The sequence below is a fragment of the Pseudomonas sp. GW821-FHT07F05 genome (assembly GCF_059418765.1).
In genome coordinates this window covers 233,352-256,051 of sequence record NZ_JBWKQL010000008.1, presented here as the reverse complement: position 1 = coordinate 256,051, position 22,700 = coordinate 233,352, and the positions used below count along the sequence as shown (strand labels likewise).

Annotated in this window: 12 protein-coding genes; 10 read left to right on the top strand and 2 right to left on the bottom strand. The window is 62.0% G+C overall.

What is annotated here, in order from left to right; translation table 11 throughout:
- Positions 1-93: 93 nt before the first annotated feature.
- The gene (gene aceE, locus AC07RO_RS18035) at positions 94-2,739 is read right to left on the bottom strand and encodes a pyruvate dehydrogenase (acetyl-transferring), homodimeric type (protein WP_282371694.1); all 2,646 of its coding nucleotides are present in this window, start codon (positions 2,737-2,739) and stop codon (positions 94-96) included.
- Positions 2,740-3,124: 385 nt separating this feature from the next.
- Here aceE and glnE point away from each other — a divergent pair, with 385 nt between their 5' ends.
- The 8 genes from glnE (at position 3,125) to AC07RO_RS17995 (ending at position 13,344) form a co-directional block, all read left to right on the top strand.
- Positions 3,125-6,076 (top strand): bifunctional [glutamate--ammonia ligase]-adenylyl-L-tyrosine phosphorylase/[glutamate--ammonia-ligase] adenylyltransferase, encoded by a 2,952-nt coding sequence (glnE, locus tag AC07RO_RS18030; RefSeq protein WP_495086723.1) that lies wholly within the window; start codon positions 3,125-3,127, stop codon positions 6,074-6,076.
- A gap of 251 nt (positions 6,077-6,327) precedes the next feature.
- Positions 6,328-7,362, top strand: a complete 1,035-nt coding sequence (gene waaF / locus AC07RO_RS18025; protein ID WP_346626868.1) for a lipopolysaccharide heptosyltransferase II — start codon at positions 6,328-6,330, stop codon at positions 7,360-7,362.
- Between the two features lies 1 nt (position 7,363).
- Positions 7,364-8,428, top strand: coding sequence for a lipopolysaccharide heptosyltransferase I (gene waaC, locus AC07RO_RS18020; RefSeq protein WP_346629359.1), 1,065 nt, complete (start codon positions 7,364-7,366; stop codon positions 8,426-8,428).
- Positions 8,428-9,552 carry a glycosyltransferase family 4 protein gene (locus AC07RO_RS18015; RefSeq protein WP_282371690.1) on the top strand — a complete coding sequence of 375 codons (1,125 nt, stop codon included), beginning with the start codon at positions 8,428-8,430 and terminating at the stop codon, positions 9,550-9,552. The genes waaC and AC07RO_RS18015 overlap by 1 nt, the downstream gene beginning before the upstream one ends.
- Positions 9,549-10,355 (top strand): lipopolysaccharide core heptose(I) kinase RfaP, encoded by an 807-nt coding sequence (gene rfaP, locus AC07RO_RS18010; RefSeq protein WP_495086722.1) that lies wholly within the window; start codon positions 9,549-9,551, stop codon positions 10,353-10,355. The genes AC07RO_RS18015 and rfaP overlap by 4 nt, the downstream gene beginning before the upstream one ends.
- A complete protein-coding gene (locus AC07RO_RS18005; RefSeq protein ID WP_192171139.1) occupies positions 10,355-11,089 on the top strand; it encodes a lipopolysaccharide kinase InaA family protein in 735 nt (244 codons plus the stop codon). The genes rfaP and AC07RO_RS18005 overlap by 1 nt, the downstream gene beginning before the upstream one ends.
- Complete coding sequence (locus tag AC07RO_RS18000; RefSeq protein WP_192171138.1) at positions 11,086-11,841, top strand: lipopolysaccharide kinase InaA family protein; 756 nt, start codon at positions 11,086-11,088, stop codon at positions 11,839-11,841. The genes AC07RO_RS18005 and AC07RO_RS18000 overlap by 4 nt, the downstream gene beginning before the upstream one ends.
- 51 nt (positions 11,842-11,892) lie before the next feature.
- Positions 11,893-13,344, top strand: coding sequence for a lipopolysaccharide kinase InaA family protein (locus tag AC07RO_RS17995; RefSeq protein ID WP_192171137.1), 1,452 nt, complete (start codon positions 11,893-11,895; stop codon positions 13,342-13,344).
- A 3-nt stretch (positions 13,345-13,347) separates the two neighbouring features.
- Here AC07RO_RS17995 and AC07RO_RS17990 read toward each other — a convergent pair whose 3' ends face one another.
- On the bottom strand, positions 13,348-19,395 hold the full coding sequence (locus AC07RO_RS17990; protein WP_495086721.1) for a dermonecrotic toxin domain-containing protein: 6,048 nt from the start codon (positions 19,393-19,395) through the stop codon (positions 13,348-13,350).
- A 392-nt stretch (positions 19,396-19,787) separates the two neighbouring features.
- On the opposite strand from AC07RO_RS17990, the gene AC07RO_RS17985 reads away from it, so the two are divergent.
- Both AC07RO_RS17985 and AC07RO_RS17980 read left to right on the top strand, forming a co-directional pair.
- Positions 19,788-21,545, top strand: coding sequence for a carbamoyltransferase family protein (locus tag AC07RO_RS17985; RefSeq protein ID WP_369303896.1), 1,758 nt, complete (start codon positions 19,788-19,790; stop codon positions 21,543-21,545).
- Positions 21,529-22,659 (top strand): glycosyltransferase, encoded by a 1,131-nt coding sequence (locus tag AC07RO_RS17980; RefSeq protein ID WP_122625597.1) that lies wholly within the window; start codon positions 21,529-21,531, stop codon positions 22,657-22,659. Before AC07RO_RS17985 ends, AC07RO_RS17980 begins: the two co-directional genes overlap by 17 nt.
- Positions 22,660-22,700 lie beyond the last annotated feature (41 nt).

Below are 22,700 nucleotides of genomic sequence, written 5' to 3'. Positions count from 1 at the left end.
GAAACAGCCCGGATGCTCATTTACCGAAGTAAATTCCGCATCGGCGGCTGTTTCGCGCACCTTTCAGCGCTCTATTCGATCGTTACGCAGACCTTAGCAGTCCAGCGGGTTGCGCTTTTCAGGATCGATGCCGAACTTGGCAATGGCTTCCGCCACGACTTTAGGTTCGATATCGCCGCGATCGGCCAAGGCTTCCAGGGCGGCCAGCACCACGAAGTGACGGTCAACTTCGAAGAAGTTGCGCAGCTTCTTGCGGCTGTCGCTACGGCCGAAACCGTCGGTGCCCAGAACTTTGTATTCCTTGGTCGGAACCCACTGACGGATCTGGTCAGCGAACAGTTTCATGTAGTCGGTCGAAGCGATCACCGGACCTTTACGGCCATTGAGGCATTCTTCAACGTAGCTCAACTGTGGCTTCTGACCCGGCTTCAGGCGATTGCTGCGCTCTACGGCCAGGCCGTCGCGACGCAATTCGTTGAAGCTGGTTACGCTCCAGACGTCCGCACCAATGTTGAACTGCTCGCGCAGGATCTTCGCCGCCTCGCGTACTTCACGCAGGATGGTGCCCGAACCCAGCAGCTGCACGTGATGTGCGGCTTCCTTGGTGTCTTCTTCCAGCAGGTACATGCCCTTGATGATGCCTTCCTCGGAACCGGCCGGCATGGCAGGTTGCGTGTAGGACTCGTTCATCACGGTCAGGTAGTAGAAGACGTCCTGTTGTTCTTCGAACATCTTCTTCATGCCGTCCTGAATGATCACCGCCAGCTCGTAGCCATAGGTGGGATCGAAGGTGCGGCAGTTCGGGATGGTCGAGGCCAGGATGTGGCTGTGACCGTCTTCGTGCTGCAGACCTTCACCGTTCAGGGTGGTACGACCGGCGGTGCCGCCGATCAGGAAGCCACGGGTGCGGCTGTCGCCTGCGGCCCATGCCAGGTCGCCGATACGCTGGAAACCGAACATCGAGTAGAAGATGTAGAACGGAATCATCGGCTGGTTGTGGCTGCTGTACGAGGTACCTGCCGCGATGAACGACGACATCGCGCCGGCTTCGTTAATGCCTTCCTCGAGGATCTGACCTTTCTTGTCCTCGCGGTAGAACATCACCTGTTCTTTGTCGACTGGCTCGTACAGCTGGCCTACGGACGAGTAGATGCCCAGCTGGCGGAACATGCCTTCCATACCGAAGGTACGGGCTTCGTCCGGGATGATCGGAACGATGCGCTGACCCACTTCCTTGTCCTTGACCAGTTGGGTCAGGATGCGGACGAAGGCCATGGTGGTGGAAATTTCGCGGTCGCCGGAGCCGTCAAGGATCGCCTTGAGGGTTTCCAGTGGCGGGGTCGGCAGGCTGAAGCTCTGCGCACGACGCTGTGGCACGAAGCCGCCCAGTGCGGCACGACGCTCGGCCAGGTAACGCGCTTCGGCGCTGCCTTCTTCCGGCTTGTAGAACGGCAGGGCTTCGAGCTGATCGTCCTTGACCGGGATGTCGAAGCGGTCACGGAAGTGACGCAGGCTGTCGACGTCGACCTTCTTGGTGTTGTGTGCGGTGTTTTTCGCTTCACCGGCGCCGGTGCCATAACCCTTGATGGTCTTGGCCAGAACCACGGTCGGCTGACCCTTGTGGTTAACCGCTTCGTGGTACGCCGCGTAGACCTTGTACGGGTCGTGGCCGCCACGGTTCAGCTTCCAGATTTCGTCGTCGGACATATCCGCAACCATCGCCTTGAGTTCTGGCGAGTTGAAGAAGTGTTCGCGCACGAAAGCGCCGTCTTTGGCTTTGTAGTTCTGGTATTCGCCGTCGATGACTTCGTCCATGCGGCGTTGCAGGATGCCGTCGACGTCTTTGGCCAGTAGTGGGTCCCAGAAACGGCCCCAGATGACTTTGGTCACGTTCCACTGAGCACCGCGGAACACGCCTTCCAGTTCCTGGATGATCTTGGCGTTGCCGCGAACCGGACCGTCCAGACGCTGCAGGTTGCAGTTCACGACGAAGATCAGGTTGTCGAGCTTCTCGCGACCGGCCAGGGCGATGGCGCCCAGCGATTCCGGCTCGTCGGTCTCGCCGTCGCCCAGGAAGCACCAGACCTTCTGCTTGCCTTCAGGAATGTAACCGCGGTGCTCCAGGTACTTCATGAAGCGCGCCTGGTAGATCGCCTGAATCGGACCCAGACCCATGGAAACGGTCGGGAACTGCCAGAAGTCTTTCATCAGCCACGGGTGCGGATAGGACGACAGACCGTTGCCATCGACTTCCTGACGGAAGTTGTTCATCTGGTCTTCGGTGATGCGCCCTTCCATGAACGCACGGGCGTAGACGCCTGGCGATGCGTGACCCTGGAAGTAGATCAGGTCGCCGCCGTGTTCGTCGGTCGGGGCCTGGAAGAAGTAGTTGAAGCCGATGTCGTACAGGGTTGCACTGGAAGCGAAGCTGGAGATGTGGCCGCCCAGATCCGGGTCGCCGATGTTGGTCTTGACCACCATCGCCAAAGCGTTCCAACGTACCAGCGAGCGGATGCGGCGTTCCATGAACAGGTCGCCGGGCATGCGTGCTTCGTGGGTAACGGGGATGGTGTTGCGGTAAGGCGTGGTGATGGCGTAAGGCAGTTGCGAACCACTTCGTGTGGCCAGCTCACCCATACGGGTCATCAGGTAATGAGCACGGTCTTCGCCTTCTTTGTCGAGAACCGATTCCAGGGCGTCCAGCCATTCCTGGGTTTCGACGGGATCGAGGTCTTGCATGGCTTGCTCCAGGGCGGAAAGGCTTCCAGAATCGGTTGCCTGAGTTTGTTGCGACTGGCCTTGTGGGCAGACGATATAAAATTCTTGGATGACCGGATGGGTCCCCGGCGTTGTGTAGTTTTACTACAAATCTCGGGCTAATTCAGCTTTTTGACTTGTATATACAGTAGTAAAACTACATCTGAGCGACGTTTTCACTCGTGGCGCAGTGTCCGTTAAAGCAGTGTTCTCAGTGTAAAAATCTGACGAATCGCCGGACCTGTCATGCTGAAAACCAGAAAATGCCCGTCATCAGCAATTTTTAACCTTTGTTCGACAGTCCGTCCGTTGCGTGTATACAACCGCCGTGGCGTGCTGCCATTTGAATGCCGATCAAGGATAGACCATGAGCCTTCCCCTGCTGGCCGAGCTGCCGGCTGTCCTTCTGCCGTTGGTCACTCGTGCGCGCCAATCCTGGCGCACCGCTCTCGATGCCCTCACAGATGACGCCAGGCATCCATTTCAGGCCTGGCCCGAGGCGCGGTTGCTGGCGTTCGATCGTGTGTGTGCGGCCAGCGACTTCGTCGCCGATCAGGTTTCACGCGATCCGCTGATGCTGCTCAACCTCGCTGAATCCGGTGAGCTGGAGCGCAGTTTTGCGCCCGGCGAGCTGCTTGGGCACATCGCCAATGCAGTCATTCAGGCTGCCAGCGACGATGAGTTGGGGCGTAATCTACGTCGTCAACGCACGCGCCAGCAAGTGCGAATTATCTGGCGGGATCTGACCCGGCAGGCTGATCTGGTGGAAACCTGCCGCGATCTCTCGGACATGGCAGATGGCTGCATCGATCTGGCTTACAAGTGGCTGTACGAGCGGCATTGTCAGCAATTCGGCGTGCCGACCGGCCGTCGGACCGGCGAGGCACAGCAGATGGTCATCCTCGGCATGGGCAAGCTGGGCGCCGTCGAGCTGAATCTATCGTCCGACATCGATCTCATCTTTGCCTACCCCGAGGGCGGCGAAACCCAGGGCGTTAAACGCCCGCTCGATAATCAGGAATTTTTCATCCGCCTGGGTCAGCGATTGATCAAGGCGCTGGACCCGGTCACGGTCGACGGCTTTGTCTTCCGGGTCGACATGCGCCTGCGCCCGTATGGATCTTCCGGTGCACTGGTGCTCAGCTTCAACGCGCTGGAGCAGTACTACCAGGATCAGGGCCGCGACTGGGAACGCTACGCCATGATCAAGGCGCGTGTGGTGGGCGGCGATCAGGAGAAGGGCAGCGAGTTGCTCGACATGCTCCGGCCGTTTGTCTATCGCCGCTATCTGGACTTCTCCGCCATTGAAGCGCTGCGCACCATGAAACAGCTGATCCAGCAGGAAGTCCGGCGCAAGGGTATGGCCGAGAACATCAAGCTCGGGTCCGGCGGCATTCGTGAAGTGGAATTCATCGCCCAGGCGTTTCAATTGATTCACGGCGGTCGCGACCTGAGCTTGCAGCAGCGACCGCTGCTCAAGGTGCTGAAAACCCTTGAAGGCCAAGGCTATCTGCCCGCTGCCGTCATCGATGAGCTGCGTGAGGGCTATCAGTTTCTGCGCTACACCGAGCACGCCATCCAGGCGATCGCTGATCGGCAGACGCAAATGCTCCCCGACGACCCCCAGGATCAGGCGCGCATCGCCTTCATGATGGGCTTTGCCGACTGGGCGAGTTTCCATGAACAACTGATGTACTGGCGTGAGCGCGTCGCGTGGCACTTTCGTCAGGTTATCGCCGACCCGGACGAGGAAGAGGGCCAGCAGGACCACGGCGACGAAATCGTCGGTGGCGAGTGGCTGCCGCTGTGGGAAGAATCGCAGAACGAAGAAAGCGCCTGCCTCCAACTCCAGGAGGGCGGATTTGCCGACGCGCAAAAGGCCCTGAAAAACCTGAGCAACCTGCGCAACAGTTCGCAGCTGCGCTCCATGCAGCGGCTGGGGCGCGAGCGGCTCGATGCCTTTATTCCGCGGCTGCTCGCCCAAGCGGTCGAGCACGACAATCCTGATCTGGTGCTCGAGCGCGTGCTGCCGCTGGTGGAAGCGGTGGCGCGTCGCTCGGCGTATCTGGTCTTGCTCACCGAAAACCCCGGCGCGTTGCGTCGATTGCTGACCCTGTGCGCGGCCAGCCCGTGGATTGCCGAGCAGATCGCCCGTTTTCCGCTGCTGCTGGATGAGTTGCTTAACGAAGGTCGCCTGTTCAGCCCGCCCCAAGCGCTTGAACTGGCCGCCGAGCTGCGCGAGCGTCTGACGCGTATTCCTGAAGACGACCTGGAACAGCAAATGGAAGCCCTGCGGCATTTCAAGCTGGCTCACCGTCTGCGCGTGGCTGCGTCGGAAATCACCGGCAGCCTGCCGCTGATGAAAGTCAGCGATTATCTGACCTGGCTGGCCGAAGCGATTCTGGAGCAAGTGCTGGCGCTCGCCTGGCGCCACACCGTCGCCCGTCACGGTGCACCGCGCCGACCGGACGGCACCTTGTGCGACCCCGGTTTTGTCATCGTCGGCTACGGCAAGGTCGGCGGTATCGAACTGGGTCACGGCTCGGATCTGGATCTGGTGTTCATCCACGATGGCGATCCCCAGGCCGAAACCGACGGCGCCAAGCCGATTGATGGCGCGCAGTTCTTCACCCGGCTCGGTCAGCGGATCATTCACCTGATCACCACCCAGACCAACTCGGGCCAGTTGTACGAAGTCGACATGCGCCTGCGTCCGTCCGGCGCGGCGGGTTTGCTGGTGAGTTCCCTCGGGGCATTTTCCCGCTATCAGGAGAACGAGGCCTGGACCTGGGAGCATCAGGCGTTGGTGCGCGCGCGGGTGCTGGTGGGCAGCACCGATGTCGGCCGGCAGTTCGAGGCCGTGCGCGCCTCGGTGCTGGGGCGGGAGCGGGATCTGCCGAAGCTGCGTCAGGAGGTCAGCGAGATGCGCGCCAAGATGCGCGACAACCTCGGCACCCGTACAACGACGGCCGGCAAAGGGGCGAATGCGTTTGAACCGACGGCGCGGTTCGACCTCAAGCAGGACGCCGGAGGTATCGTCGATATTGAATTTATGGTGCAATACGCGGCCCTGGCGTGGTCCAGAGAGCATCCCGCGCTGCTTCGTTACACCGATAACATCCGTATTCTCGAAGGCCTTGAAGAGGCCGGTCTGATGGCCGCCGCCGATGCCGGCCTGCTGCGTGAGGCGTATAAGGCCTACCGCTCGGCCGCTCACCGACAGGCACTGCAGAACGATCCGGGTGTTGTGGCCGGCGACCAGTTCGCCACCGAACGGCGCGAAGTGATGCGGATCTGGGGAGCGCTGGGGCTGAGTTGATTGCATGACGTTGGATGGCAGCAGGACCGGCCCCCTCGCGAGCAAGGTGGAGCGCCACCCCGGTCGCTCCCACGTTAGGTGAGCGATCCTGTGGGAGCGAGCTTGCTCGCGAAGAGGTTGATGAGAACACTGCAGGGTTCGGATCTCACGGATCTATATAAAGCTATGACAGGGAGGCGTCAGGCGGCGTGTGCAAGCATCACGCAGTCTGATGGGCCTCCCTGCTCGTTTCTGGTCGTTTTTGGATGAGCATGAGAATTCTGATCGTAGGGCCCAGCTGGGTCGGTGACATGGTGATGGCGCAGACGCTGTTCCAGTGCCTCAAGCAGCGTCACCCGCAGTGCGAAATCGATGTGCTGGCGCCCGAGTGGAGCCGGCCGATTCTTGAGCGCATGCCCGAAGTACGCACGGCCCTGAGCTTCCCGCTCGGCCATGGCGCGCTGGAGCTGGCCACGCGCCGGCGTATCGGCAAGTCCCTCAAGGGCCAGTACGATCAGGCGATTCTGCTGCCCAACTCGCTGAAGTCGGCGCTGGTGCCATTCTTCGCCGGTATTCCCAAACGCACCGGCTGGCGTGGCGAATTTCGCTATGGCCTGCTCAACGACGTGCGCACCCTCGACAAGCAGCGCTACCCGCTGATGATCGAACGCTTCATGGCGCTGGCCTACGACAAAGGCGCCGAGTTGCCGCACCCTTATCCCAAACCCAGCCTGCAAATCGAAACGGCGAGTCGCGACGCGGCGCTAACCAAGTTCGGTCTGAGCCTCGACCGGCCGGTGCTCGCGCTGTGCCCGGGCGCCGAGTTCGGTGAATCCAAGCGCTGGCCTTCTGAGCACTACGCCAAAGTCGCCGAAGCGAAGATCCGTGAAGGCTGGCAAGTCTGGCTGTTCGGCTCGAAGAACGACCACGCCGTGGGCGAAAGCATCCGCGAGCGGCTGATTCCGGGCCTGCGCGAAGAATCCATGAACCTCAGCGGCGGCACCTCACTGGCCGAAGCCATTGACCTGCTGTCCTGCGCGGACGCAGTCGTCTCCAACGATTCCGGGCTGATGCACGTGGCCGCCGCGCTGAATCGCCCGCTGGTGGCGGTCTACGGTTCAACCTCGCCGGGCTTTACGCCGCCTCTGGCCGATGAAGTCGAGATCGTCCGCCTCGGCATCGAGTGCAGCCCGTGCTTCGAGCGCACCTGCCGCTTCGGTCATTACAACTGCCTGCGCCTGCTGGAGCCGGATTCGGTGATCCAGGCCCTCGGCCGTATTGGCGCCGCCCCGGTCGAGGTCGCCTGACTTGCGGGTACTGCTGATCAAAACCTCGTCACTGGGTGACGTGATCCACACCTTGCCCGCGCTGACTGACGCCATGGGCGCGCTGCCGGGCATCCAGTTCGACTGGGTGGTGGAAGAGGGCTTCGCCGAGATTCCGACCTGGCATCCAGCGGTCGCCAACGTCATTCCGGTGGCCATCCGTCGCTGGCGCAAGAACCTCTGGCAGACCCTCAAAAACGGCGAATGGCGCCAGTTCAAACAGCGTCTGCGCGACACCCGTTACGATGTGGTGATCGACGCCCAGGGCCTGCTGAAAAGCGCATGGCTTACCCGCTACGTCAAAGCGCCCATCGCCGGCCTGGACAAGACTTCTGCGCGGGAGCCCATGGCCGCCCGTTTCTACGATCGCCCCTATGCCGTTGCCCGCGGCCAGCATGCGGTCGAGCGGTTGCGTCAGCTGTTCGGTCAGGCGCTGGGCTATCAGGTGCCTGCGGGACTGGGCGATTACGGCCTTGACCGCAGCCGCTTGCTCACCGCCACAAACGACGCGCCCTTCGTACTGTTTCTGCACGGCACCACGTGGGACACCAAACATTGGCCCGAGCTTTACTGGCGGCAATTGGCCGAACGAATGATCGGTCAGGGACTTGAAGTGCGTCTTCCGTGGGGCAACCCGGCCGAGAAGGCACGAGCCGAACGCATTGCCGATGGCCTTGATAATGCCGTCGTGTTGCCCAAACTCAATCTGGCAGGGGTTGCTCGCGTACTGGCGAGCGCCCAGGGTTGCGTCGCGGTGGACACCGGTCTTGGTCATCTGGCTGCAGCGCTGGACGTACCGACCCTGTCGCTGTTCGGCCCGACCAATCCGGGCCTGACCGGCGCGTACGGCCGGTCGCAGGTTCATCTGGCGGCCGATTACCCCGCCTGCGCGCCGTGCCTGCAAAAAAAATGCACCTACCGACCGACGCCTGAAGATCAGCGTCAGGTCGATACCGAACGCGAGTGGCCCATGTGCTTCACTCGCCTGAATCCCGAGCGGGTAGCGAACCAGTTAGGTGCGCTATTGCTGGCAAAGGAACATCCCTGATGCAACTGGCATTCGTGCTTTATAAATACTTCCCCTTCGGTGGCCTGCAGCGCGACTTCATGCGCATCGCCCTGGAGTGCCAGCAGCGCGGCCATAAAATCCGCGTCTACACGTTGATCTGGGAAGGCGACGTGCCGCCCGGCTTCGAAGTGCTGGTGGCGCCGGTCAAGGCAATCTTCAACCACCGTCGCAACGAAAAGCTCACCGACTGGATGAACGCCGACCTGGCCAAGCGTCCCGTGGACCGGCTGATTGGCTTCAACAAGATGCCCGGCCTGGACGTGTATTACGCCGCCGACGGCTGTTACGAAGACAAGGCCCAGAACCTGCGCCACGGCCTGTACAAATACTGGGGTCGCTACCGTCACTTCGCCGACTACGAGCGCGCGGTGTTCGGCAAAGACGCGAAGACCGAAGTGCTGATGATTTCCGAAGTGCAGCAGCCGCTGTTCATCAAGCATTACGACACGCCGCTGGAACGCTTTCATCTGTTGCCGCCGGGGATCTCCCAGGACCGCCGGGCGCCGCCGAATGCCGCCGAAATCCGCGCCGAGTTTCGTCGGGAATTCAAGCTGGCCGACGATGACCTGCTGCTCGTGCAGATCGGCTCCGGCTTCAAAACCAAGGGCGTCGATCGCAGCCTCAAGGCGCTGGCGGCGCTGCCCGCAGAATTGAAAAAACGCACGCGCCTGTTTGTCATCGGCCAGGACGACCCCAAGGTATTCCAGGTGCAGAGCACGACGCTGGGCCTGGGCGAGCACGTCACCTTCATGAAAGGGCGCAGCGACATTCCGCGTTTTCTGTTGGGCGCCGACCTGTTGATTCATCCGGCGTACAACGAAAACACCGGCACCGTGCTGCTTGAAGCGCTGGTGGCAGGGCTCCCGGTGCTGGTCAGCGCGGTGTGCGGCTACGCCCATTACATTGCCGAAGCCGACAGCGGTCTGGTGCTTGATGAGCCGTTCGAACAGAGCCAGCTCAATCAATACCTGGCCCGCATCCTCAAGGACGACACCGCGCGCAGCACCTGGAGCCGCAACGGGCTGGCATTCGCCGACACGGCTGATCTTTACAGCATGCCGCAGCACGCTGCGGATGTGATTCTGGCGGAGCACCACGGATGAAACTGATCCTTGCTGAACCCTTCAAGACCCTCTGGGCCGGGCGCGATGCGTTCGACGCCGTCGAGGCGCTGGAAGGCCAGGTCTACCGCGAACTCGAGAACCGGCGCACCTTGCGTACGGAGGTCGACGGGCGCGGTTATTTCGTCAAGATCCATCGCGGCATCGGCTGGGGTGAAGTGGCGAAAAACCTGCTGACCGCCAAATTGCCGGTGCTCGGCGCGGGTCAGGAGTGGGACGCGGTCAATCGCCTGCATGAAGTCGGCGTGCCGACCATGACTGCCGTGGCGTACGGCGAGCGCGGCAACAATCCGGCGATGCAGCATTCGTTCATCATCACCGAAGAGCTGGCGCCGACCGAGAGCCTGGAAGATGTCAGCCTGAACTGGCGCAACGAGCCGCCCGAGCCACGCATGAAGCGCGCGTACATCGCCGAAGTGGCGCGGCTGGTCGGGATGATGCACCGCGCCGGGGTCAACCACCGCGACTGCTACATCTGTCATTTTCTGCTGCACACCGACACGCCGGTCACGCCCGATAGCTTCCGACTCTCGGTGATCGACCTGCACCGCGCCCAGACCCGACCTGCGATCACCCAGCGCTGGCGCAACAAAGACCTGGCCGCGCTGTATTTCTCGGCGATGGACATCGGCCTGACCCGGCGCGACAAACTGCGGTTCCTGAAGGGCTATTTCCAGCAGCCGCTGCGGCAGATCCTGGCCCAGGAATCGGCGCTGTTGAGCTGGCTCGAAGGCAAGGCCGAGAAGCTCTATCAGCGCAAATTGCGTTACGGAGACGCGCTCTGATGGCGGGCTGGAATCTGGAGCCTGGCTACGCCGCGCTGACGGACGACTTCGGCACCCTCGACGCGGTGTTCGCCCTCAAAGGCGAGCGGCTGACCCGGGATCCGTTGTCCGAAGTCATCCGCGTCGAACGCGGTGGCGTGAACTACTACGTCAAGCGCTACGTCGCGGCGGGCAAGGGTTTGCGCCGGTATCTGGGACGGCCCAGGGTCAAGTCCGAATGGCAAAACCTCAAGCGCTTCGCCAAGTGGGGCATCCCGACCGCAGAAGTCGTCGCGTGGGGCCTGGAGCGCAATGGCGCTGCGTATGATCGCGGCGCGCTGATCACCCGGGAACTGCCGCGTACCGAAGACCTGTCCGAACTGGCGCGGGTCAACGACATGCGCCTCGACAGCCGCGCGTGGGTCAATGGCGTCAGCCAGCAGGTCGCGCGCTACACGCGGACCATGCACGATCATCACTTCACCCATAACGATCTGAAGTGGCGCAACCTGCTGGTGGACGATCAGGCGACGGTGTTCCTCATCGACTGCCCCAACGGCGCGTTCTGGGTCAGCTTCATGCTGCGTTACCGGATCACCAAAGACCTCGCGTGCCTGGACAAGGTCGCCAAATATCACCTGTCGGCCACCCAGCGCCTGCGGTTCTATCTGCAATATCGTGGTCGTGAACGCTTGAATGATTCTGACAAGAAGCGCATCCGCCACATCGTCAGTTTTTTTGAGGGTCGCGAATGACTGTTTTCATTGCTGACGCCGACCGGGGGCTGCTCGAACGGCATGGTCTGGCGGACTTCGATGCGTTGTGGAACGTAGAGCTCGATGCGGTGGATGAGCCCAACACCGGCCGTGGCGGCTGGAGCAGTGTGTTTCGCCTGGAGCTGGAAGGCTCCGGCTACTACCTCAAACGCCAGAGCAATTACCTGACGTACACCCTGCATCACCCGTTTGGCGAGCCGTCTTTCTCCCGTGAGTTTCGCAACATCAGCCTGTATCAGAAGCTGGGCATTCCGGCGCTGCATGCAGTGTTCTACGCGGACAGGAAAGTCGACGGTGAGCGCCGCGCAATCCTGATGACCCGCGCGCTGGATGGCTGGACCGATCTGGACACGCTGTTGCAGGACTGGCACGAGCGGCCGGCCACCGAGCGTCTGGCGATTCTGCAGGCGTGCGGGCAACTGGCGCGCACGCTGCACAGGGCCGGTCAGGTGCACGGCTGTTTCTACCCCAAGCATATTTTCATGCGGGCCCGGGGCGGTGAGTACATGGCGCAGCTGATCGACCTTGAGAAGACGCGCAAGTCGATCTTCGGCCAGCGCGACCGGGTCAAGGACATTGAGCCTCTTCTGCGCCGCGCACCGGTCTGGAACGAAACGGAAATCCGCGAGCTGCTCGCCGCTTATCTGAACGCCCCGGTCGATAGCGGTCTGGTTGACACCTGGTGGCAGCGCGTCGCCAAACGGGGCAGTCACAAGCGCCGTGAGCGGTAAACAGAATTCCGTTTGAAATGCATAATCTGGGCTTGATCAAAGAGGGCGCCGATGCGTTTGTCTGAACTGAAAAACGCCGGTCGCACCCCGGCGCTGCCGATGAACATCGCGCTGGAGGATGCCGCCGGTCCTGCCGAGCTGCAATTGCTCAGCCTGCTGCGCGTCCTGCCCGGTCAACGCTATGTAGGCGCCGGCATCTGGCGTGGGCGCACGGTGCTGGCGAAATTACTGGTCGGTCCCAAAGCCCCTCGGCATTTTCAGCGTGAACGCGATGGCGTACAGGCGCTGGCGAAACAGGGCTTGCCAACGCCGTTGCTGTTGGCCGACGGGCTGCAGGAAGGCGAGGGCGGCTGGCTGTTGTTCGAGTTTCTGGATCAAGCCCAAAGCCTGGGCGACACCTGGAAATCAGTGGAAAACCTGCCACCGCTGGCCGATGAGCAACAGTCAGTGCTCGGCGATGCCCTGGCCGCTGTGGGTCAGATGCACGCCAAAGGCCTGTGGCAGGAAGACCTGCACCTCGACAACCTGCTGCGTCAGGGCTCCACGCTGTATTTGATTGACGGCGCGGGCATTCGCGTCGAGGAAGCCGGCAAGCCGTTGTCGCGGCAAAAGGTGCTGGAAAACCTCGGCGTGTTCTTCGCCCAGTTGCCCAAGTCACTGGAGCCGTTCACCGAAGAATTGCTGGTCTATTACCTGCTGAGCAACGGCGAGCACGGCTTGCCGGTCGAGGCGCTGCAAAAGCAGATCGACAAGGTACGCAGTTGGCGCTTGCGGGATTACCTGAACAAGATCGGCCGTGAATGCAGCCTGTTCAGCGTTGAAGACGGGCCGTTTGCCCTGCGTGCGATTCGTCGCGAAGAAGTCGCCGGAATGCTGCCGGTGCTGGAAAAGGCCGACGCGCTGGTTGACGGCGGTCATCTGTACAAGACCGGGGGCGCGGCCAGCGTCGCCAGGGTAGACGTCGCCGGCCGCGAGTTGGTGATCAAACGCTACAACATCAAGAACCTGGCCCACTGGCTCAAGCGTTTCTGGCGCCCGTCCCGTGCCTGGCACTCGTGGCGTGAAGGCAATCGGTTGCGCTTCCTCGGCATCGCCACGCCCAAACCGCTGGCGCTGCTGGAAAAACGCTTTTTATGGCTGCGCCGCGAGGCGTATCTGGTGACCGAGTTCCTGCCGGGGCCCGACATCATCGAGCGCTTTGCGCCCTACGTGGCTAACGGCGATGCGCCGGAAGCCGAGTTGCAGGCGCTGGATACGCTGTTTGCGCAGTTGATCCGTGAGCGCATCAGCCACGGCGATCTCAAGGGTCACAACGTGTTCTGGCAACAGGATCGCTGGTCGCTCATCGATCTGGACGCCATGTGTCAGCACGGCTCTCAAGCCTCGTTCGCGACGGCGTTCGCCAAAGATCGCGCGCGCTTCATGCGCAACTGGCCGGCGGACAGCGCGCTGCACCAAGTGCTGGAGCAGCGCATTCCGACGGTTTCAAAGACGCCGGACTGACCGTCAGTCCGCGTGCTTGAGGTTGATCTCCACCAGTGCGTCGATCAATGCCTGCACGTTATCGAACGGCTGGCGATGAACCTGCGGCCATGACTCGCGCTCGACGTAGGCTTTGCCAGCGGTATTGAACCGCACCGGCGTGTGCTTGAGGGTGCGGTCCCTTGAGCGATGCACGATCGTGGGCCGCAAGGGGGCGGACTCATCGAGCAGGAACATGCCCGGACTGTGCAGTCTGTCGCCGACGGGCGCAGCGAGTTGAGGACGTGGTGGCAGTTCGATCTCCACGCGGAAATCATTCTGCACCAGCACTGGCTCATGACCCAGCCCCGCCGGGACCTGTTCGCCCGGATCGATCATGATGCCGTGGCCTTTGCCCTGCGCCACGTCCATCACCCGCACGCCAATCCCCTGTTCCAGCTCGGCAATGCCCGGGACGCTGTTTTTGAACGTGTTGGCATGGGTTTCACCCACCAGCGCCATCCACTTGTGCGGCCCCATCACCTCTTGATGCTTGCGTATCGTGCGGGACGCAAAGTAGCTGAGCACCTGCTGGCGCGTAGTGTTGGAGTGGGTCGGCATATGGCGGATGAAGTAACTGGCGGCGCAGTCGATCGCGCGGATTTCAATGCCGTGCCGCCTGGCCTGGACCACCAGCCTTTCGAACGAGTAGAGGCCGGTCGGGTCGGTCCGGAACGTCTGGTCCATGCGCTTGAGGTCGTGCAGCAGACGTTTGCTCATCAGCCCCGTTTCAGCGAAGCGGTCCAGGTCGGCCTGATGGACGTCCGTCAGCAAATGCTCCATGTACAGCGTCTTCACGTCCTGTCGCGCCAGATGCTCCATGTTGTCGAGGATGAAGCGCTTGCTGGCGCGTGCCGAATGGGATTCGCCAATGACCACTCCGGACGTGTTTTCGTACAGCTCTTCGATGAACATGCTCAACGGCGTGTCGGCTTTTACCTCGGGCAGAGTCACCCGTTCAGGGAGGGCCAGGTTGAGCACTGAGCGCGCATCTTTCTGCAGCGTGTTCGCCAGTTCGAAGAACTTCTCCCGCACCTCCACCAAATGACTTTCGATGAAAAAGTAATCGGGGTTGAGACCTCTGTGACGGAAGTTGGCCAGGTCATGAAAGATGCTCCGCATGTCGGCAGGCATCTGGTAGCGGTTGTCGATCAGCGACTGCTGAATGGCGCCCAGGGGGTAGTCGTTGCTCCAGGTTGCGGCATCGGCGCGGGTCCAGTAGCCGGCCGGATTCCATTCGAAACCGTGATCACCGACGTAGGGGTTCACCTCGCTTCGGCGGTGGGAAACGATGGCGCGGCGATTCGGGTCCAGGCCCCACTCCATGGGTGAACGTCGTTCGAAAAAGCCATACAGCGCATCGTCCATCGACGTGCTGGAGGGACTGACGGGCGAGGCTGCGCCGGCCCCATTGTCGATGTTCGGGTTGCCGATCTGTGCCTTGAAGTCCGCGCGCGACGCCGCGCTGCTGATGACGGCATCGCTGTCCACGGATATCTGGATCGGCGCGCCCAACGGCACATCTTCGACGCGCAGGCTGAGTACGCCTTGCAGTTCACTGATGCCTGGCTGTTGCTGCCAAGTGTTGGCGGTGCGGTGGTCGAGCAGCGCGATCCAGCGCCTGCCCGGTTGCTGTTGCACATCGCCGCTGATCACTTTGTGACCAAAGAAGACCGCCATCTTTTGGGGTGCGAGGGCATCACCTGCAGCGGATGCCACTTCGTTGCCCGCGTAGTCATAGCTGACCGATGAACTGAACGGACGAACGTCGATGCCGTGGCGGTGGGCCGCTTTGATCAGGTGGTAATAGTCGTATTTTTCGCTGCCGTTCTTAAGCGCGCCCTCGTTCACGGTCTCCAGGTAGTGCTTGATCATGTGGGAGCCGCTGCGCGTCTTGCTGCCGAGTGCCTTGTATTTCTGCAGCTTGTGCGTGTGCTGGTCGGTGTGCAGATGCTCGATGTACAGCACCTCGACCTTGCGCTCCGCCAGCAACGGCATGTTGTCGATCAGCAGTTGTTTGCTGGCGATGGACGTCGGAGCTTCGCCAATCACCAGGCCGTTGGAATTTTTCAGTACGGCCTCGAAGAAGGCTTGAGTCGTCACGCCGTCCGCCAGCACCGGCAACTCGGGTTTGCCGGGAAGGGGCGGGTGCTCGAAGAATGCTTTTGCATCGCGGTAGAGGTTCTGGCGCAACGTGCTGTAGGTCGAGCGACCGCCCTGGAAAATGTCGTCGAAAAACTCGTGCAGTCCGAACGGGCCTCCTTCAAATTGTTCAGCCTGCTTTCGGCTGACGATGCCGAAGACGTAGGGCTGCAGCGATTCCGGCATTTCGTAATCGCTCAAGTCGCCCACCGCAGTAGCGGGGCCTGCGGGGGTTTCGTCCAGTCGGCTGAACGAAGGCAGAACGCCGCCTCGCAAGCGCGCAGGCTCAAGCAGCTGCCACTGGCTCTGGCGGTTGAGGCGCACCGTCTGGCGGCCAAAAAAGGCGAACGGGTTGCGCGGATCGACGATCTGCCAGGCGGCCAGCCTGGCGTCGTACTGGACCTGATACGTCTGGCCCTGCATGGCGATGTAAAAGTTGCCACGAACGACGCTGACACCTTGCCCGTGCGGGCGGCTCAGGGGGATGGCATCTGTCAGCGACACATCCACCGCGTGCAGCGGAGGTTCGACGGTATTTGCGACCCGCACCGGCGGGGTGTCCTGCTGCAATGCCCTCCAAACGCCGGTCACATCGGTTTGCGCATAACGCCCGGTGGGCTGAAGGGTTTCGGGGATCAGCGCGTGGATCCGGTACAGCGGGACATGGCGGTTGGCAGACTGAGGCGCGGCCCAGAAGAGTTCGTTCTCCACCGCGACCGGCTGCAGTGTCTCTTCGGTGGCATGGGCAACCGAGCGGGCGTACCTGCCGGCGGTTTTTTGTCCTGTCAGATCCTTCAAAATGCCGCCGAGCCCTTTCATTCCCGAGTGCAGATCGCCCGCAGCGCCCGCCGTGTTGAGCCAGGCGCTGAGCACGTAGAAGCTGGCGGTGGCGTGATCCCGTTCGTCGAGGGCTCGCAGCGCGCGATAACCATCAGCGCTCGCGATGATCATGCCGACGGCAAAGCTGGCAGGCGGGAAGGGCAAGGTCACGGCGGTCGCGATCAGCTCGAGGCTGCTCCAAACCTGGCGACAGAGCATGTCCGCGCGACCGGTCTGGGTGTCCTCCACATCGCGGATCTTGCGCTCGATCACCTGGTTGAAGCACACGTCATACAGGTTGCTGAACGGCGCCCTCGGCAGCACCGGTTTGCGACCACCGCCTTTCTTCAGTTCAGCCAGGGCAAATGCCAGCGGCATGCCGGCCTTCACCCGGGCGCGGCTCAGGTAGTAATCGCCCATGCCTCCGCTCAGCAGCGTGTTGCTGAACGCGCTAAGTGGCCGGAAGGCGCGGCCGTCCGGTGCCTGCGGCGTATACAGCAGAACCTGCTCCAGCGTGCTCGCCTCAGGCGGCGCGAGCAGGAAGCAGCCGTGAATGACCTCTGCACGAGACGCGATAGCCATCACGTCCACGCTCAATTGCAGTGGATAGACCCGATAGCGCAGGCGGTCTGCCGGGCTGCTCTGATGCATGTTGACGATGGAGAGGGTAAGCCATTGCAGCTGGGTGGCGTCGATGTGGCCTTCGAGAAAGCTGCGCAAGGCGTCGGCGCGCATTTGCAATTGCGTCAGCAGCAGGCTCTGTTGACGGCGCCAGTCGTAGCCCTCGCTGGCAGGCGCCAACAGTTGCCCGCGGATCATCGCGATGTATTGATCGGCCACCCATTGCCCGCGAACCGAGCCGGCGACCTTCTCCGGGCTCAGTGGTGTGAGATCGACCCCCTCGGGGCCGCTGAAAGTGGCGGTGGTATCGGCCGCCGGGTTGAGCAGGCCAAGGGTGTCGTCGTAACCGTCACGCAGCATCTGGGTGTAGGACAGGGTTTCGCGGGGCGTGTGAATGATGATCCGGTCAGGGTCCACCGTTTCCGGCGGCAGACCCAGCAGCGCGTTGATCTTGCGGCTGGCAGTCCGATGAACGTAGGCGTTGAAGTCGGTCACCCGGGTGTGTGGGGCGGCTTGGTAGATTTCGCCCGCCGCCACGATCGTATCCTCCAGTGCCACCATTTGCTGACGCTGCTCGGCGGATGCCCGCAGGAACCAGTCCGGGGTGTGCAGCCGTTGTTCGGAGAGCATTACCTGCACGCGCGCCGACACCAGCGCACGCACACCGCTGTTGTAATCGGGGAGGGTGGCGTAGCTGATCCAGTCCTGGGCAGGCGCTGGCTTTTCACTCAAATCTTGCAGCTGGTCTTTCAGGGCGGCTCTTCTGCCGGCGGTGATCTGCGCCAGCAGGAAGTGGTTCATGTCGGCGGACCGGCTCCAGCTCACCAGCTCGCCGAGCAACTGACGCTCGTTGTCGAAACGCTGGAAGTGCTGGGCGCGCGGGTTGTCCGGGGTGAACATCAGCAACCCGTCCGGCTGCCCCGAAGCGTCGAGCTTGCGCAACAGCAGCACGCTGCTCAATACGTCGTGGCCGTTCAGCTTGATCTGCTGCACGGTAACGGCAGGATTTCGCGGCGCGGCGGTGTCCGGATTCAGCGACTCGATCAGGCTCAGGTCGGAAGGCTGGATATGCGCCTGCAGTTCAGCGCCAAGGGCCTGGGCGATGAGCTGATGATGCATCGCTTCGCCCATCAGGCGCTGGATGGTCGGCGAGCCGAGCGCCTGGCGTTGCGCGGGGCCGAAACACGTTCGCAGGTCTTGCTCGTTGATGACGTCGGCGAGGTAGGCCGGCGTCAGGTCGCTGTACTCAGGCTCAAGCGGCAGGCCGTTGTGAGTGATTCGGCTGTGGGTCTGGAAGGCCGAATCTGGCGCTGTGTCGCCGGGATGCAGGCCGTAAAGTGCCAGATGCGTCAGCGTTCGCCGGACGGAGAAGGTTTCACCGGTGATGGGCTGCGTCCGTTCGGTGCTGATCAGGACCTCGTCGGGATCGAGGTCAATACCCAGATCATTGGCCAGTCGCGCGCGCAGACGGCTTCGCGCGAATTGCTGCGGGGAGGCGGCGCCGTCCATGACGCTCATCAGTGCGCTGCGCGCGCGCTCGTAATTCATCAGGCCCGAGGCGTAGCGCTCACGTTGCTCGGTGCTGGCCATCTCCAGCCAGTCGGGGCGTGCGCGGCGCTCATCTCGCTGGGCGCGACGATCCTGCGCAGCGGCTATGGCGCCGCCTGGGCCCCAGGATTTCGGCTGGTGGAGCAGGTCTTCGAGTCGGGCCTGAAGGGCCTGAGGCGACAGGTTGTGGGCGTTACCGAACAGCGCGTCGATGTCCACACGCTGCCTGGCCAGCAGGCGATCAAAGGCATGGTCGTAGGGCGATCCCTTGATCGGCTGCAGTTGAAAGTCCGAAGGGTGGGTGGGCTCAAGAAATACATCACCGCCGGAGGCAATCTCGAGCCAGGCGTCGCGCGTGCTGTCCTGCATAAGACGCAAGAGTGGCAGGCGCAGGAGTGGGTGATTGATGCGGCGGGCGAGTGCTTGCTGCAATGCCTCGTTCGACACGAAGCCTTCGACGGCCTGGCCGGGCAACCAGAGCAAGGTCTGCCCCGGCTGGGCGGTTGCGACCAGCGCCCCGGCCAGCTGGATGCGACGTTCTGCATCAAGTTGCAGCTCGAGCGCGCTGAACACCACATGCTCCTGGGCGTCCATGCCCGGCAGGCAGCGCGCATAGTCGCGGTGCAGCTCGCCTTCTTCGATGTTCAGCAGCAGGTCGTCACGCAGGGTCAATTCGATGCAGGTCACGAAGAGCTCGCGGCGTGAAATATCGCGCGCACTGGCTTCGGCCCAGAAATGAGTGATGGCCGAGTGCAGCAGCGTTTTCTGCTCCGGGCTCACTGGCAGCGGCGGGGTGTTGAGGCAGGCCTTGGCATCCGGAAGATGCTGAAGCTCGGCGTCAAGTACAGAAGCCAGCGTGGTCAGCCGATCAAGCGCAGGCGGGTTGGGTGAAAAGGTTTCCATGGCGTACAGCATTCCTGAGTGATCTCCGCGCAATGAGCTTGCGCAAGAGCCGGGCAAGCAGCCCGATGATTCGTCGAGCGATCAATCAATCAGAACGCCGGGGCGCGTGGTGCTAAATAGTTAACGCACGAGGTGAGGCGCAAACGTGTAGGACCGGCTTCAGCCGGGAAGGCGTCATTCGCAACGCCGCAGGATTGAGGGCGCTGACACTGGCCTCTTCCCGGCTGAAGCCGGTCCCACCGAGGCATCGCGGGGCAGTTCATTCCCTGCGACCACTTCCAGAGCCATTACGCTATAATCCCGCCCTTTAGCTGTCTGCCGCCGTGGCGCCAGACACACCTTATTTGTCAGGCGCGTGATGCCTGCATGCAGACTTAAGAGGCTAGACCCTAGTGGCATTGACGATCCTTGGCCTGTCCGGCGCCCTTAGCCATGATCCTTCCGCAGCCCTGTACATCGACGGCAAGCTGGTTGCTGCGGCCGAAGAAGAGCGTTTCGTTCGCGACAAGCATGCCAAGAACCGCATGCCCTACGAATCAGCGAAGTTCTGCCTCGAACAAGCGGGCATCAAGCCTTCCGACGTCGATGTCGTGGCCATTCCTTTCGCGCCCATCAGCCTGTTCGGCGAAGCGCGCTGGCACTACGCCAAACGTTACTGGTATGCCCCGGACCGCGCCCTCGACGCGATTCTGATGGGCAACCGCCGCTACAAGCGCTATCGCAACAAAATCGTCTGGTGCCTGGAACAACTGGGTTTTGATCCGAAAAAGATCAAGATCGAGCCCGTCGAGCACCATCTTGCCCACGCTTCCAGCGCCTACCACTGCTCCGGCTTCCAGGAGAAAACCGCGATCCTCGGGATCGACGGCAAGGGTGAGTACGCCACCACTTTCTTCGGCTACGGCGAAAACGGCAAGATCCACAAGATCAAAGAATTCTACGACCCGGATTCCCTCGGCGGGCTGTATGGCGCGATCACCGAATTCCTCGGCTTCGAGATGCTCGACGGCGAATTCAAAGTCATGGGCATGGCGCCGTACGGCGATGCGACCAAATACGACTTCTCGCGCCTGGCCACGTTCGAAAACGGCGAACTGGTGATCAACACCGAATACGCCAACGTCATCGGCCTGCGTCGTTACAAAGAGAAGGGCAAAGGCTTCTACTTCTCGCCGAAACTGATCGAGTGGCTGGGCCCCAAGCGCGAAGGCGACATCGCCGACGAGCCGTACATTCATTACGCCGCCAGCATGCAGGCGCTGTTCGAGAAGCTGTCGCTGCAGATGATCGACCACTATCTGGGTGACATCCTCAAGGAAACCGGCAAGCTCGCTTTTGCCGGCGGCTGTGCGCTGAACGTCAAACTGAACCAGAAAATCATCGCGCGCCCTGACGTCAAAGAGCTGTTCGTTCAGCCAGCGTCGGGTGATGCCGGCACTGCCGTCGGCGCTGCCGCCTATGTTTCCCACGCCCGCGGCGTGCCGGTCGAGAAGATGGAGCACGTGTACCTCGGCCCGTCCTACAGCAACGAAGATGTTATCGCCGCCTGCGCCCGCCACCCGAGCAAGCCGGCCTGGCGCCAGATCGACAACACCCCCGAGCGCATCGCCAAAATCATGGTCGCGGGCAACCCGGTGGCCTGGTTCCAAGGCCGCATGGAATTCGGTCCTCGTGCCCTCGGTGGTCGTTCGATCATCGGCTGCCCGAGCATTGCCGGCGTCGCTGATCGCATCAACCATCAGATCAAGTTCCGCGAGCGCTGGAGGCCTTTCTGCCCGTCGATGCTCGACACCGTCGCCCCGCAGATGATCAAGATCGATCACCCGGCGCCGTTCATGACTTTCACGTTCGAAGTGGCGGAAGAGTGGAAAACCCGTGTGCCGGAAGTCGTCCACGAAGACGGCACCTCCCGCGCCCAGGTGCTCAAGCGCGAGTACAACCCGCGTTACTACGACATGATGAAGGCGCTCGAAGACCTGACGGGCAACGGCGTCTCGCTCAATACGTCGCTCAACCGTCGCGGCGAGCCGATGATCTGCTCGCCGACCGATGCGCTGAATATGTTCTTCGGCTCCGATCTGGAGTACCTGATCATGGAAGACATTCTGGTGGTCAAAGACGGCGTGGACACCCATGACACGCTCAGCTGAGCGCCATGTTCTCCAGTTCTGCCACGGCTATGACGGGCCGTTCCTCGACTGCGCCCGTCAATACGCCAGCCTGTTCGTGGGCAGGGGATACCGTGTCACCACGGTATTCCTGACCGGCGCCGCCGATGCCGAGGTTGCAGCCAGCTGCGCGTCGGACGAAGTGCTGTTCATGGAGTACAGCTCCAAGGCCATCGGCGGCATGAAGGTGGGAGCGATCCGCGATCTGCGCAAGATCGCGGCGTCCCGCAGTTTCGAGTTTTGCATCACCCACCGTTTCAAGCCGACCTACATCGCACTGGTCGCGACCCGCTTGCCGGTGATCGGCGTCCATCATGCGTTTGGTGATTACCGGCGCCGCAGCCGCAAGGTGCTGGCGAACCTGTTCCGCTCCCGCCTGAGCCTGCTGGGCGTGTCCGATGCCGTGCGCGATGACATTCGCGCCTGCCTGCCGAAATGGCCGGTCGAGCGTATCCAGACCCTCTATAACCGCATCGATGTCGATCAGCTGAGCGCCACTCTGTTGTCCCGTGAGGAGGCCCGCGACGCACTGGGCCTGGCCCAGGAGGCGTGGGTCGTGGGCAATGTCGGGCGGCTGCATCCCGACAAGGATCAGTCGACGCTGCTGCGCGGATTCGCCCAGGCGTTGCCGAACCTGCCCGCCGACAGCCAACTGGTGATTCTCGGTCAGGGTCGGCTGGAACAGGACCTCAGACACCTGGCGGCCGAACTGGGTATCGGCCACGAGGTCATGCTGGCGGGGCAGGTGACTCAAGCCAGCCGCTACTTCAAGGCCTTCGACGTGTTCGCACTGAGTTCCGATCACGAACCCTTCGGCATGGTGCTGCTGGAAGCCATGGTGGCCGGCGTGCCTCTGCTGGCAACCGCCTGTGGCGGCGCGAAGGAAGTCGTTGAAGGCGTGGGCATACTGTTTCCCCTGGGCGGAGCCGAGTCTCTGGCTCAGGGGCTGATCCACCTTTCGCGGATGGACGCCGAGCTGCGGCAGTCCTGCGCGGATGCGATGCTGCAACGGCTGCACGACCGTTTCAGCGATGAGGCGGTAAAAGCGGTTTTCTGGCAATTGCCGCAAGTCGTCGCGCTGACTTCGGAAACCTGACTGCATTCGAACTGCTGGCAGCCATTGGCCTCTGATAGCAA

Excerpts from the sequence above, each read along its gene's own strand:
- glnE (WP_495086723.1), top strand. The coding sequence starts at position 3,125 with ATGAGCCTTCCCCTGCTGGCCGAGCTGCCGGCTGTCCTTCTGCCGTTG.
- rfaP (WP_495086722.1), top strand. The coding sequence starts at position 9,549 with ATGAAACTGATCCTTGCTGAACCCTTCAAGACCCTCTGGGCCGGGCGC.
- aceE (WP_282371694.1), bottom strand. The coding sequence starts at position 2,739 with ATGCAAGACCTCGATCCCGTCGAAACCCAGGAATGGCTGGACGCCCTG.
- AC07RO_RS17995 (WP_192171137.1), top strand. The coding sequence starts at position 11,893 with ATGCGTTTGTCTGAACTGAAAAACGCCGGTCGCACCCCGGCGCTGCCG.
- waaF (WP_346626868.1), top strand. The coding sequence starts at position 6,328 with ATGAGAATTCTGATCGTAGGGCCCAGCTGGGTCGGTGACATGGTGATG.
- AC07RO_RS18005 (WP_192171139.1), top strand. The coding sequence starts at position 10,355 with ATGGCGGGCTGGAATCTGGAGCCTGGCTACGCCGCGCTGACGGACGAC.
- AC07RO_RS18015 (WP_282371690.1), top strand. The coding sequence starts at position 8,428 with ATGCAACTGGCATTCGTGCTTTATAAATACTTCCCCTTCGGTGGCCTG.
- AC07RO_RS17990 (WP_495086721.1), bottom strand. The coding sequence starts at position 19,395 with ATGGAAACCTTTTCACCCAACCCGCCTGCGCTTGATCGGCTGACCACG.
- AC07RO_RS18000 (WP_192171138.1), top strand. The coding sequence starts at position 11,086 with ATGACTGTTTTCATTGCTGACGCCGACCGGGGGCTGCTCGAACGGCAT.
- AC07RO_RS17980 (WP_122625597.1), top strand. The coding sequence starts at position 21,529 with ATGACACGCTCAGCTGAGCGCCATGTTCTCCAGTTCTGCCACGGCTAT.